The organism is Rickettsia koreansis, from assembly GCF_046532895.1.
GTDB lineage: Bacteria > Pseudomonadota > Alphaproteobacteria > Rickettsiales > Rickettsiaceae > Rickettsia > Rickettsia rickettsii.
In genome coordinates this window covers 222,803-235,954 of sequence record NZ_WHLZ01000001.1, presented here as the reverse complement: position 1 = coordinate 235,954, position 13,152 = coordinate 222,803, and the positions used below count along the sequence as shown (strand labels likewise).

Genomic DNA, 13,152 nt, shown 5'->3' with positions numbered 1-13,152 from the left:
GTCAAATGTTCAAAAAAAAATCTTATTAATTTTCGCTAAAAAATATCTCAAAATAGCAAATCAATTAGAAACCTTCACAGAACCTAATAAGTTAATTGAACTTATTCTAAATGTTATTGACTAATTTAAGAAAATTGACCATAATTCTAAATGGTCGTGCAGTTGCGTGATGATATAGCAAAGCTATAGATCACGAGGAAAGTCCGGACTCTATAGAGGTATGGTGCCGGTTAACCTCCGGCAGAGTATTATTACTTTAGGGACAGTACCACAGAAAATACACCGCCAAGTATGAATACGAAGATCAACTTCAAAAAGCGCTAGGAGTTCACAAGAGGAGGAACGGAGCGTATACTTAATACGTGAGTACCGTAGTACTTGTGAAATGACGCAGCCAATTTTTGCAGTTGATCGAGTATTTTTGGTAAGGGTGAAAAGGTACGGTAAGAGCGTACCGGTAAGTTGGTAACAAATTACGCATGGTAAACCCCACCAAGAGCAAGATCAAATAGGCGTTACAGAACTTATCAAGTTCCCGGGTTATCTCTAACCGGCTTGTAATGCGGGTAGATCGCTTGAGGTAAACGGTAACGTTTATCCTAGATAAATAACTGCAATGAATTCATATTCATACAGAATCCGGCTTATAGACCTTATTGTCATCCCGCGACTTGATCGCGGGAGCTTAGACAACAGCTTAATAAATATTGATAGATCCTGCGATCAAGTCGCGGAATGACTAGGACTGTAAAACAATTTAATGAAAAAGTTATATCATAATCCTATTTGTCCTCTTTCAAGACAAGCCCGTGTCTTCTTAAAAGAATTAGATATAGAATTTACTACGATTAAAGAAGATTATTGGCAATTCAATAAAGATTTCTTAAAAATAAATCCTGCCGGAACTTTACCTATTTTAGCAGAATCATACGGCTTATTTGTGGTAGGTATTTATCCTTTTGTTGAATATCTTAATAGCAAATATCCGAATTTTAATTTTTTAGATGAAGATATTGATATTTGTTGCGAAATTAGACGATTATTCTTTTGGTTTAACGATAAATTTTATCGTGAAGTTACTAAGATTATTATCGATGAAAAAGTTATAAGATCAATTGCTAAAATGAGCAGCCCACGAACCGAGTTTTTACGTGTTGCAAAAAATAATTTAAATTATCACTTAGAATATATAACTTCTTTACTAGAAAAAAGAAGTTATCTTGTATCGGATTCACTAACTATGGCCGATATTGCCGCAAGTTGTCACTTATCGGTACTCGATTACTTCGGTGAGATTTATTGGGATAAATGGATGCTTATCAAACATTGGTATTCACTAATTAAATCAAGACCGGCTTTTAGGTTATTACTACAAGATAGAATCCCTGGCTTTACCCCTCCAAACTATTATACAGATTTAGATTTTTGAATAGACTTCTTCGGAAACTCTACTTCTGGAGGTAATTTGTGCGTCAATTCGCTGCTCGCATCCTCTCACGTACTTCTATGTACGCTGCGGTGCTGTGCTGCGTGTTTCCTACAAATTCCTCTCTATAAGCACGTTTTCGAAGAAGTCTAATATATAATTTAATAATTTGATTCTTTCCGTATCATGAGCTTTTAGTATTTTATGAATATTATTAAGAGATTGATTTTTTATGAGTGCAGGCTCATATTCAAGATGAACTCCACTTAAAATAGCTGTCCCGTCGCCGTAAGTACATCTTATTATTGCAGCCTGAGAATCCTCATAACGTGCTATTATTTCAGTATCTTTGGTATTTTCTGCATCAATAAAATATCCACCGCCATTATAAAAAGCATAACAATCCTTAATATTTAAATTAAGTGTTGGATTTATTTTTAGATAAGCAGCTCTTGCTCCTTTATGTGAGTTATAATAATAAGGAGCAAGCAATGGTCCTCTAACCGTTCCATCGAAAATCTTTAATTCTCTTTTACTTATAACCTCTATATTTGTTCCTTTAGCGAATTCTACATAGTTACCGCTGTAGTAACTGCCTGCACATATCCCAAGAAAATTACCACCGTTTTTAATATAATTCTTTATATTAGCATTTCCTTTGCCTTGCAATTTTTGTACATAGTATAAATCTCTTCCACCGAGTAAAATAAGTAATAAGGTATTTTGAACCCACTTTTCGTCTATAATTTCTTGTGCAGTAATATAATCTACGTTATACTTTGGAGCATAAAGTCTTAAGGTATGCACGCAATGCTTAATACTTTCTTTTGAAACTCCTAGATCATTATAAATTTTTATTTTCATTTTTATATTCTTGACAAGGACATTATATAATTCTATTTAGTTTAATTACTTAAAAATAAATCATGCGGTAATTTTATGCAACTTAATTCAATCCCACTACCGTTAACCACAAGGCAAGCAACAGAAATAGTTTTAGGAGTGGCATTACTTACTATTTGTTCACAAATAGTAGTACCTATAAAGCCTATATTTATTTCATTGCAAACCGTTGCAGTGATATTCATCGGACTTACATATAATAAGACTACCGCACCTTTAACAATATTATCTTTCATAACTCTTGGAGCAATGGGAATCCCTGTGTTCGGAGAATTTTCAAGCGGTTTACGAATATTATTCGGTCCTACCGGAGGATATCTAGCAGGTTTTGTAATTGCCGTATATGTTATGGCTAGCTTAAAAGATAAAATTTTTACTTCTAATCAATGGTTAAATCAGATATCTTTATGTTTGATCGGTAATATAATTATTATGAGTTTAGGCTGGATGTGGCTCTCTACACTCTTAGGAGCAAGCGGTGCATTTTACGGCGGCGTATTACCTTTTATAATACCGGGAATAATTAAATCAGTATTATTAATTGGACTTATCAATGCAGTAAAACCAAAAACTCGATGAACTTCAGTATTGCCTAAAAACAGTTGATCTAAAGTTTCGATGTCATTCCCGCTTGCGCGGGAATGCGCTACTTTTAAGCTTTCTAAAAGCTTGATTTATCTCGCTTTACCCTGGATTCCCGCTTTCACGGGAATGACATAGAGTAGGTTTTTCGGACCATGCAAAAACACCACATTTGCAGGAATGGCATCGATCTTTAAGTTGACCACAAATATTGTATAACTCTATCATTCATGAAAAAAATCAATAACAATGCTAATACCGCATTTTCCGGTGCCGACCTGGAAAAATAACATTAAATATGACCTTGAAAATATAACAAGACTTTTAAGAGCCTTAGGTAACTCTCATTTAAGACTTCCTCCCGTCATACATATAGCAGGTACAAACGGTAAAGGTTCAAGTAGTGCTATGCTTAAAAGCATCTTTACGCTTGCCGGTTATAAGGTACATTGCTATACATCGCCTCATTTATTAGAATTTAATGAACGAATTGTAGTAGCAGGTGAGAAAATCTCGGATAATGAATTATGGCAGGTTTGTGAGCAGGTGAGGGTAGCAAGCAAAAAATTTAATATTGAACCTAGCTTCTTTGAAGGTACTACGGCAGCAGCATTTCTAGCATTTGAGAAAACAAAAGCCGATATATTAATTTTAGAGACGGGACTAGGCGGTCGGTTAGACGCAACAAATATAGTAGAACAACCTTTAATTACTTTAATTACACCTATTTCATATGATCATATGCATATGCTGGGTAATACATTACCCCTAATAGCAGTTGAGAAAGCTGGTATTATGAAGTCTTGCGTTCCTTGCGTTATAAGTATGCAAGTTTTGGAAGTTTATGAAACATTATTTGCCAAGGCTGAAGAGTTAGAAGTACCGAGTTTCTGTTATGAATATGATTTCGGTATTAAAAAGACGGACAACGGATTTATTTATTCATCACGAAATTTTACCTATGAGTTTCCGACTCCTTCGCTACTTGGTGATCATCAATTAATAAATGCTGCAAGCGTTATTGCCTTAATAAGCCTTATTAACAAACAATTTAATATTAATAATGAGGTTATTGCTAAAGGATTACAAAATACTATTTGGCCTGCTAGAATCGAAAAAATAGAACCGAAAAAATATTCTAAATTAATAGGTGATAATGTTCAAATTTGGATAGACGTAGCTCACAATAATAGCGGAGCTCAAGTTTTGGCAAATTGGATGCGTGATAATTTAAAATCATCGATATATTTAATACTCGGTATGACTAAAAATAGGAATATTGAGGAATTTTGCTCTTACTTTAAGGGTTTGACAATTAAAGGTTACGGCGTTAAAGTTTTATCTGAACCGCTAAGCCATAGTGCAGAAACAATAAATTTGGAAGGCAGAAAGAGTGGTATTGATTTTAGCGCAAGCGACTCACTCGAAGAAGCGATTAGTGATATAAAGAAGATAAACGGCGATAATAAAGCAAATATTATAATAACCGGATCGCTTTATTTAGCTTCCGATTTTTATAAGTTACTATGATGTCATGCCTGCGTGGATACTAAATCGTCATTGCAAGCAACTGCAAGGAACGTGGCAATCTCATAAAGTAGGACTCCTGAGATTGCTTCGTCAAAATTTTCAATTTTTCCTCGCAATGACGTATTGATTCTCGCTATAAATATATAAAAACCAACATAGGAGAAAATAACATGACCTATTGCAACAAATCTAATCAAACCTCATATCCTTTTATCTTACCTGATTTACCTTATGAGAAAGAAAGTTTTAAACCACATTTTACTCTCGAGACTCTTGATTATCATCATGGTAAGCATCATAATACTTATGTACAAAATCTAAACAATTTACTCAAAGATAAAGAAGAATTACAAAAAAAAGATTTAGAAGAAATAATAGAATGGTCATCACAAAACTCAAATGCGGCTATTTTTAATAACGCAGCCCAAATATGGAATCATACCTTTTTTTGGCATTCAATAAAGCCGCAGGGCGGAGGTAAGCCAAGCGGTAAAATATTAGAACAAATTAATAAAGATTTCGGTAGTTTTGAAGAGTTTTGCGAACAGTTTAAGCAAGAGGCAGTAGGGCAGTTCGGTAGCGGCTGGGCATGGCTTGTATATCACGATAATAGGTTACAAATTATAAAAACCGCTAATGCCGGTACACCTATAGCAAACGGTATGAAGCCGCTTCTTGCATGTGATGTATGGGAACATGCTTATTATATTGATTATCGTAACAAACGACCTGATTATGTTGACATATTTATTAAGCATATGATTAACTGGAAGTTTGTAGAAGATAACTTAATAAAATAAAACTATGGCTGATATAAAGGTAAGAAAACATCCTATTATTAATAATCTGAAGCAAGAGTCAAAAACTCCTGTAGTTAATGAGCAATCTGATATATTAGAGGAGTTAAAAGACCTAAAAAAATTCAACAATCTTCTAGCAATCAAACAAAAACATTGCAGGAGTTAGAGCAAGCACAGAAAGCTCCTATCGAATATATAGCTTTTAGTGGAGGAGGAGCTAAGGGAGCACAATATATTCCGGAGCTTATGAGGCAGCAAAAAAAGCTGGTATTTTAGATAATGTCAAGGCGGTAGCAGGTTCTTCCGCTGGTGCTATAACTGCCACAGTGGTAGCTCTTGGGACACTCGCCTGAGCGATTTGAAGAAATTTCTAAAAATACAAATCTGCAAACTTTACTTGGAAAAAAAGGATTTTCTGCGGATATAGTACAGTTAAATAAAGACGGTAAACCTTTATATGCTCTATTAGAACTTGTTATTAAAGAAAATATAGGAAATTTTTTACAGAGATCAGATATAGTAAATGTTAAATATTATAAAGCTCTTGATGAATTAAGAGAAAGATACAACCAAAAAAACGGTAAAATATATTTTAAGGATATAGCGTTACTGCGAAAATACGATCCAGTGCAGTATAAAGATTTAGTAATTATGGCAACTCAGCAAGAGACAAGTGAACTAACTATTTTCAATAGCTTTGATACGCCAAATGTTGAAATTGCTTTAGCTTGCCGTACTTCTGCTTCTATACCGCTTGTTTTTAAGCCGGTAGAAATTGACAGTAAAAAATATATAGACGGCGAATATAGAGATAATATACCAACAAAATATTTTAAAGGCAATGAACTGGAATTTGATACAAAAGCAGAACTGATAATATGGAGGAGATTACCTTAGCTAAAAAACAAGGTAGAACTCTAGCTATGGCGTTTGGTACGGGTATGGAAGCTGATGCAAATATTGCTATATATAGTGCAAAAAAATTTGACAGCCCAAGTGATATCGTAAAGTTTTTAGCTGATATATTATTTAAGACGCTTGCAAAAGTAGGAGGAAAATTTAAATATACTGAAACTCTAAGAGCAACTAATGAACAGTTACGTGAAAATGCTTTAAACACTGTTGTTTTAGATACTGCCGGAATAGATACTTTGGATTTCAAAGATGCACCAAAATATTCTAATTATTTGCATATTAAAGGATATTGTCAAACTAGAGAACATTTGAATAATCATGACCTTGGCAAAGAAGCAGATAAAATATTTGACCATCAAAAATTTCTACTAAATGTTTATGAAGTTTATGATAATAAAAATCTACATAAAACATTTGGCACTAAATTGTTAGAAATGTTTATTCAGTCAAAAGAAAATAATACTTCTAAATGGCAAGAAGGAGTTATTGAAAATCATGATGGTAAAGCAAAGATGTTATTATCATTTTGTAAAACCGGAGCATTAAACAAAAAAGAATTAAATGAAAAGCTTATTGAACACTTTATTGTATACCTTAAATGATACTGCTGCTTCAAGTAAAATAAAAGATAGTTTCATCGAGGTACTTGGAATAGATAAAAATAAAGATGTAAGATTTGATAAAACTAAAACCTTTGATGAAAATATTGCTAAGTTTAAATTTACTAAACAAGATTTAGAAAGCTTTATAACTAAGAGTAAAAGCGAAGCACCAAAAATTCAAAGCAAACATAGTGTAGCTACAAGTCATGTCAGTAGGGGGCAAGTTAGGTGTTTTTATGTCATTCCCATGAAAGCGGGAATGACATCGAGCGGGTTTTTCGAGCCATGCAACAAAGCTCGCCTTTCCTCGCAATGACGGATACTAAAAAAATGAATATCGGTAAATTTAAACTAATTGTTTTTGACAAGCTAGACAGTACAAACTCTGAGGCTATGAAAATGGCTCAGAATGCTAAAGTTGATTCAAACTATGCAGTACTTGCCAAATCTCAAACTAATGGACGTGGTAGAAGCGGCAAAAACTGGCAGTCTAGGTCAGGTAACTTACATGTAAGTTTACTAATAAAGCCTGATAAAGAGCTAGAATTATTGCCGCAATTATCTTTTGTTATGGCACTTAGCGTTTATGATAGTATAACCTCTTTATGTCACTCCCATAGTTCTATATGTCATTCCCGCGAAAGCGGGAATGACATAAGGAACGAAAATAACATTATACAACTAAAATGGCCCAATGATGTATTAATTAACAGTCGGAAAATTGCTGGTATACTTCTTGAATCTGTTAAAGTAGAAAATAATTATTACCTTATTATCGGTATCGGCATTAATATTACCTATCAACCTGATAATATCGACCAGCCTACTGCTAGCTTAATAAGCGAAAATCTACCACCTATAGAACCACAAGCTTTACTTGAGATATTAATAGAAAATTTTGAAGAACATTATCAAATTTGGCATAATAACGGTTTTCCTTTTATTAGAAAAAAATGGTTAGAACATGCTTATAAGTTATATGAAAATATTAGCGTTAAATATCAAAATGATATAGTAACCGGTCTTTTTAAAGATATCGATAATACCGGCAGAATAATATTGCAACTACCTTCCAAAAAAATAATCTCTTTTTCCACTGCTGAACTTTTTTTTAGTAAAAATATTACTAAATTTAAATTGTAGATTTATTTAACTTCTACTTAAGCTCCAATTTAACAGGGTAATAAATATATACCCCAAGAGAATAAAAACCCAAGTTATCTGTCTCAAGAACAATTTATAAATACCTCCTTATTGTCAGTAAATATTAATGAAAAATTTCTCAAACCAAGTGTTGTTACTCAAGTAAAAACTATTGAAATATGTCAACAGCAAAATAGTGAAGATCCTTTCGCAATTAACGAGTCAGAAATATTTAATCAAAAATGCAAGGTTAAGCAGTACGGAATTTGAGCAATTTAATAGCTTTTTTAAAGCAAGATGTGGAAGTAATTCTACTTTGAGATTTAGGAATTATGCAGATTATAGAGGAATTAACGAAGTTATTGCTAAAGGGGACGGTAATTTAAATAAATTTCAGCTAAGGAAGATATATAGCGATCCTATTGTTCCTTACGAACGAGTTATCACTAAACCGGTTAATAATAGCGTAATTCTATATATTAATAATGTAAGAACTATGGGCATTGTAGATTACAACGATGGTATAGTGACCTTACCAAGTCCCTTAGGTCAAGATGTAATTTTAACTGCTGATTTTACTTTTGACGTAGTAGTTAGATTTAGTATAGATAGTTTTGAATATTCTTATTGTAATGACGGTTCTATAGCGTTATCCAACATAGAGTTAGTGTAGGTGATTATATGAGTATTGCGATTGAAGAGGTAATTACAAAGCTTACGAATTTTGTTTATTGTTTTCAAATTAAGTGAGCTAGCGGTGAGGAATTAAACTTAACAAATAGCGATCATGCTATAAAAAGTGAAGAGAGAGTTTTTTTACCGAATTCCAGTTTAGATTTAAAAGAAGCGGAATTTAACGATTCCGCACAAAACCATATAATCATTGAAGGTATTTTTGAGGACAACGGCATTACGACAACAATCGATTTAAATAATGCTATTGTTAAAATAATAATATATATTGACAAAGTTTTTGAGCATTTCGTTACATATTATTGCACTTTATATACAAAATACGATTTAAACTTTTAAATACATTTAAAACCCGAAACGGTAAAATATAATCAGACTATAATTAATCGATATAACAAAACATGTAGAGCAGTTTGCGGAGATAGTCAATGTAAAATAGATAAAGCTTTATATAGTGGCATATATAAGGTTAAAGAAATGCTCAAGGACAGTTTAAGAATACTAGATTTAGATAAAGAAAACGGCTATTATAACGGCAGTCAAATTATATTCAGCGAAAATCGTTTTAACAGTAAAGTTCTAAGCAATTTCGGTGATTTGATTATATTAGAGGATATTATACCGGATTATGTTAAAGATGCCGAGGAAGTAAAAATTACTGCCGGATGTGATAAAAATTTTATAACCTGTTGCAATAAATTTAATAATGCTATAAATTTTAGGAGCGAACCGCTAATACCAAAAACAGATTTTATAAATTTAGTATAATCAATGAAACAAAGTTTTATAAAACTAGTATATGCAGAGCTAAAGAATATAATAAATATGAAAAGCTCCAAACAACAGCAAAAAAAAGAAACGCAATTAATTGATTATTTTAAAATAGTTGAAAGTAATATATTATATACATTTCAAAAAATAAAAAAGGAATATGAAAGAGACTAAACGTTTTTTTAACAAAAATAATAGATTAAATAAAGGTTATGCTAAGACTTTTAGTGTAAACGAACCTGATAATAATTTTTACCGTAAAAAATTTGAACATATATTACCGCCAATTGATTTAATCAGTGAGTATGAGAGTATTTATCCCGGTACTTTACAGGAATTAATGCATATGGCACAACAAGAGCAAGCTCATAAGCATGCTATAGACCTAAAAAACTTGAAAATACAGGCAAGAGTCGCTAAATTAACACGAATCTGTTTATTAATATTTGGAATTTGCCTTGTAGTTTCAATTTTTTTAAAACTGTCTAAATAAAATTAAAGATAAAATATTTTATTTACTTGTAATTTTAAATAAAATAAGTTAAATGCAATATATATTTATTTATAAACATAATACGGAGAAATTTTATTTCTAAAAATAATTTTCCTAAGGCTAATAGAGAAATCAGAGCTAGAGAAGTTCGTTTAGTAGGCGAAAACGGCGAAATGCACGGCGTCGTAAATATTAGAGAAGCATTAGATATGGCGGAAAGAGCTGGTCTTGACTTAGTCGAGATATCACCGAATGCTGTACCCCCTGTCTGTAAAATTCTAGATTTTGGTAAGTTTAAGTACGAAAGCAAAAAACGTTTGCATGAAGCACGCAAAAAACAAAAAATCGTCGTACTTAAAGAAATGAAATTTAAACCTAATATTAGTATCGGTGATTTTGAAACTAAATTAAGAAAAATAAAAGAATTTTTAAAAGATGGAGATAAAGTAAAAATTTCTTTATGGTTTAAGGGACGAGAGATTCTTCATAAAGAGGTCGGTCAAGAACTATTTAAACGTATAGAAGTAGGGCTCGAAGGACTCGTTAAAATCGATCAGCATGCTAAAATGGAAGGTAAACAGATGATAATGATCGTTAGCCCTGATATTAAGGTACAATAGCTACTCAAATCGTCATTGCGCGCGAACGTAGAGAGTGTGGCAATCTCAGGAATTTTACTGTTTCATGAGGTTGCCGCGTCGAGGCTTTGCTTCTCCTCGCAATGACGTGTAATAACAACAATAAAAAGTCAAATCTAAATAAGTTATGCCGATTAAAATTTTAATGCCTGCTTTATCTCCAACTATGACGGAAGGAAATCTAGCTAGGTGGTTAAAAAAAGAAGGGGACAAAGTGAATCCTGGAGAAGTAATTGCTGAAATTGAAACCGATAAAGCAACGATGGAAATAGAAGCGGTAGACGAAGGTATACTTGCCAAAATAGTTATCCCACAAAATAGTCAAAATGTACCTGTTAACTCTTTAATTGCTGTGTTAAGTGAAGAGGGAGAAGAAAAAACGGACATTGATGCGTTTATTGCAAAAAATAATAGTGTATCACCGTCACCGAAAACAGATGCTAATCTTCCGAAACCCCGCGAGAATATAGCTAATGTAGAAGAACAGGTAACAGTTATAAAACATGATGCTAGTAAAATATTCGCCTCACCGCTTGCAAAAAGACTTGCAAAAATGGGAAATATTAGATTGGAGAGCGTGAAAGGTAGCGGTCCGCACGGTAGAATAGTCAAACAAGATATCTTATCATATACTCCTAGCACTGCTCATAATAAAATAGTTAGCAGAAATCCTGAAGAATATCGTTTAGTACCAAATAATAATATCCGCAAGATTATAGCCAAGCGTCTGCTTGAATCTAAACAAACAGTTCCACATTTTTATTTATCTATAGAATGTAATGTCGATAAATTGTTAGATATAAGAGAAGACATGAATAAATCTTTTTCTGAAGATAAATCAACAAGGATATCGGTTAATGATTTTATTATTCTAGCAGTAGCCAAAGCTTTACAAGAAGTGCCAAATGCCAATGCTAGCTGGGGAGAAGATGCAATTAGATATTACAATAATGTCGATATTTCAGTAGCGGTAGCGATTGAGAACGGGCTTGTTACACCGATAGTTAAAAATGCCAATCAAAAAAACATTCTAGAACTATCTCGTGAAATGAAAGCATTAATAAAGAAAGCAAAAGATAATAAATTAACCCCTGAAGAATTTCAGGGCGGAGGGTTTACCATTTCTAACCTCGGTATGTACGGTATTAAGAATTTCAATGCTATAATTAACCCACCGCAAAGTTGTATAATGAGCGTCGGAGCTAGTGCAAAACGTGCTATAGTCAAGAATGATCAAATAACTATAGCAACAATTATGGACGTAACTCTTTCTGCCGATCACCGAGTAGTAGACGGAGCAGTCGGTGCTGAGTTCTTGGCAGCATTTAAAAAGTTTATAGAGAGTCCCGCTTTGATGTTGATATAAGTCGTCATTACGAGCAGCCATAGGCTGAGTGGCCATCTCGTCAAATATCCTGAGATTGCTTCGTCGAAACTTTCAGTTGCTTCTCGCAATAACGTTGAAATCTCACCCATAAACAAATCACAATAAAATAACATGCGTTTTTCAGATAATTTAGCAAAAATTTTAGATAAATACGAAAATTTAGGCAACAAACTATCTTCCGGCATTATGGGAGACGAGTTTGTTAGGGCATCTAAAGAATATGCAGAACTTGAAGATGTTGTAACAAAAATTAAAGAATATAATAAGGCTAAATCTGAGCTTGAAGAAGCAAATAATTTTAAGCTAGAAGTGGGACTTGATAATGCCACTTTAGAAATGATTGAAGACGAAATATACACTCTTGAAAATTCGTTACCAAAACTTGAAAGAGCCGTAAAAATTGCTTTATTACCAAAAGATGATGCGGATAGTAAAAGTGCTATTATTGAAGTTAGAGCAGGAAGCGGTGGAGAAGAAGCTGCACTTTTTGCTGCCGTACTTTTTAATATGTATCAAAGATATGCTGAGTTAAAAGGATGGCGTTTTGAGATATTAGCAATTTCCGATACGGGAATAGGCGGTTATAAAGAAGCATCAGCATCAATAAAAGGCAAAGATGTATTTTCTAAGCTCAAATTTGAGTCAGGCGTTCATAGAGTACAGAGAGTACCGGAAACGGAATCACAAGGACGTATTCATACTTCGGCAGCAACGGTTGCAGTACTTCCTGAGGCTGAAGAGGTTGATATTAAAATTGAAGATAAAGACTTAAGAATCGATACTTATAGAGCTTCAGGGGCTGGTGGACAGCACGTTAATACTACCGATTCTGCCGTACGTATAACTCATATCCCTACCGGTATTACCGTAGCCTTGCAAGATGAGAAGTCACAGCATAAAAATAAAGCAAAGGCGTTAAAAATTCTACGTGCTAGAATTTATGAAGAAGAACGACGTAAAAAGGAACAAGAAAGATCCGATAGCAGAAGAGGGCAGATAGGTTCGGGAGATCGTTCGGAGCGGATACGTACTTATAATTTCCCACAGGGAAGAGTATCCGACCATAGAATAAACTTAACACTTTATAAGATAGACGAAGTAGTTAAAAACGGACAATTAGATGAGTTTGTTGAAGCTTTAATTGCGGATGATGAAGCTAAAAAACTTTTGGAGATATAAGTGTATATTGTCATTGTGAGTAGGCATTGTTGCGTGGATCAATTTCACCTCTGTCACCACGTGGCTTGATAAAGGTGAAATTGATCCACG

The 13,152-nt window shown here is 33.3% G+C and carries 14 protein-coding genes, 1 other RNA gene and 3 pseudogenes; 16 read left to right on the top strand and 2 right to left on the bottom strand.

Annotated features, from left to right (window positions below; genetic code table 11):
• Positions 1-146 precede the first annotated feature (146 nt).
• Both rnpB and GCO76_RS01365 read left to right on the top strand, forming a co-directional pair.
• Positions 147-663: RNase P RNA component class A (rnpB, locus tag GCO76_RS01370), an RNA gene on the top strand.
• Between the two features lie 97 nt (positions 664-760).
• Complete coding sequence (locus GCO76_RS01365) at positions 761-1,429, top strand: glutathione S-transferase family protein (RefSeq protein WP_410955918.1); 669 nt, start codon at positions 761-763, stop codon at positions 1,427-1,429.
• Here GCO76_RS01365 and GCO76_RS01360 read toward each other — a convergent pair.
• Both GCO76_RS01360 and GCO76_RS01355 read right to left on the bottom strand, forming a co-directional pair.
• Positions 1,417-1,595: pseudogene (locus tag GCO76_RS01360) on the bottom strand (palindromic element RPE1 domain-containing protein); the annotation flags it as partial. The gene GCO76_RS01365 and the pseudogene GCO76_RS01360 overlap by 13 nt on opposite strands.
• Complete coding sequence (locus GCO76_RS01355) at positions 1,538-2,290, bottom strand: BPL-N domain-containing protein (RefSeq protein ID WP_410955917.1); 753 nt, start codon at positions 2,288-2,290, stop codon at positions 1,538-1,540. The gene GCO76_RS01355 and the pseudogene GCO76_RS01360, both read right to left, overlap by 58 nt.
• 75 nt (positions 2,291-2,365) lie before the next feature.
• Here GCO76_RS01355 and GCO76_RS01350 point away from each other — a divergent pair, with 75 nt between their 5' ends.
• The 14 genes and pseudogenes from GCO76_RS01350 to prfA all read left to right on the top strand — a co-directional run bounded on the left by GCO76_RS01350 (position 2,366) and on the right by prfA (position 13,062).
• Positions 2,366-2,908 (top strand): biotin transporter BioY, encoded by a 543-nt coding sequence (locus tag GCO76_RS01350; RefSeq protein ID WP_410955916.1) that lies wholly within the window; start codon positions 2,366-2,368, stop codon positions 2,906-2,908.
• Between the two features lie 252 nt (positions 2,909-3,160).
• A complete protein-coding gene (locus tag GCO76_RS01345) occupies positions 3,161-4,441 on the top strand; it encodes a folylpolyglutamate synthase/dihydrofolate synthase family protein (RefSeq protein WP_410955915.1) in 1,281 nt (426 codons plus the stop codon).
• Positions 4,442-4,611: 170 nt separating this feature from the next.
• Entirely contained in the window at positions 4,612-5,241 is a 630-nt protein-coding gene (locus GCO76_RS01340; RefSeq protein WP_014014364.1) for a superoxide dismutase, read from the top strand.
• Positions 5,242-5,245: 4 nt separating this feature from the next.
• Positions 5,246-6,978, top strand: a pseudogene (locus GCO76_RS01335) (patatin-like phospholipase family protein); the annotation flags it as partial.
• Positions 6,979-7,088: 110 nt separating this feature from the next.
• The gene (locus tag GCO76_RS01330; RefSeq protein ID WP_410956449.1) at positions 7,089-7,901 is read left to right on the top strand and encodes a biotin--[acetyl-CoA-carboxylase] ligase; all 813 of its coding nucleotides are present in this window, start codon (positions 7,089-7,091) and stop codon (positions 7,899-7,901) included.
• A 48-nt stretch (positions 7,902-7,949) separates the two neighbouring features.
• A complete protein-coding gene (locus tag GCO76_RS01325; RefSeq protein WP_410956448.1) occupies positions 7,950-8,171 on the top strand; it encodes a hypothetical protein in 222 nt (73 codons plus the stop codon).
• On the top strand, positions 8,098-8,574 hold the full coding sequence (locus GCO76_RS01320; protein ID WP_410955914.1) for a phage distal tail protein, Rcc01695 family: 477 nt from the start codon (positions 8,098-8,100) through the stop codon (positions 8,572-8,574). Before GCO76_RS01325 ends, GCO76_RS01320 begins: the two co-directional genes overlap by 74 nt.
• An 8-nt stretch (positions 8,575-8,582) precedes the next feature.
• Positions 8,583-8,810: pseudogene (locus GCO76_RS01315) on the top strand (hypothetical protein); the annotation flags it as partial.
• Positions 8,811-8,933: 123 nt separating this feature from the next.
• Positions 8,934-9,362 carry a phage BR0599 family protein gene (locus GCO76_RS01310; RefSeq protein ID WP_410956447.1) on the top strand — a complete coding sequence of 143 codons (429 nt, stop codon included), beginning with the start codon at positions 8,934-8,936 and terminating at the stop codon, positions 9,360-9,362.
• Positions 9,363-9,365: 3 nt separating this feature from the next.
• A complete protein-coding gene (locus tag GCO76_RS01305; RefSeq protein ID WP_008580225.1) occupies positions 9,366-9,539 on the top strand; it encodes a hypothetical protein in 174 nt (57 codons plus the stop codon).
• Positions 9,526-9,858, top strand: a complete 333-nt coding sequence (locus tag GCO76_RS01300; RefSeq protein WP_045805780.1) for a DUF2335 domain-containing protein — start codon at positions 9,526-9,528, stop codon at positions 9,856-9,858. The genes GCO76_RS01305 and GCO76_RS01300 overlap by 14 nt, the downstream gene beginning before the upstream one ends.
• Positions 9,859-9,917: 59 nt before the next feature.
• On the top strand, positions 9,918-10,478 hold the full coding sequence (infC, locus tag GCO76_RS01295; RefSeq protein ID WP_081497909.1) for a translation initiation factor IF-3: 561 nt from the start codon (positions 9,918-9,920) through the stop codon (positions 10,476-10,478).
• Positions 10,479-10,623: 145 nt separating this feature from the next.
• Positions 10,624-11,862, top strand: coding sequence for a pyruvate dehydrogenase complex dihydrolipoamide acetyltransferase (locus GCO76_RS01290; protein WP_410955913.1), 1,239 nt, complete (start codon positions 10,624-10,626; stop codon positions 11,860-11,862).
• A 132-nt stretch (positions 11,863-11,994) separates the two neighbouring features.
• Positions 11,995-13,062, top strand: coding sequence for a peptide chain release factor 1 (gene prfA, locus GCO76_RS01285; RefSeq protein WP_410955912.1), 1,068 nt, complete (start codon positions 11,995-11,997; stop codon positions 13,060-13,062).
• Positions 13,063-13,152: the final 90 nt, after the last annotated feature.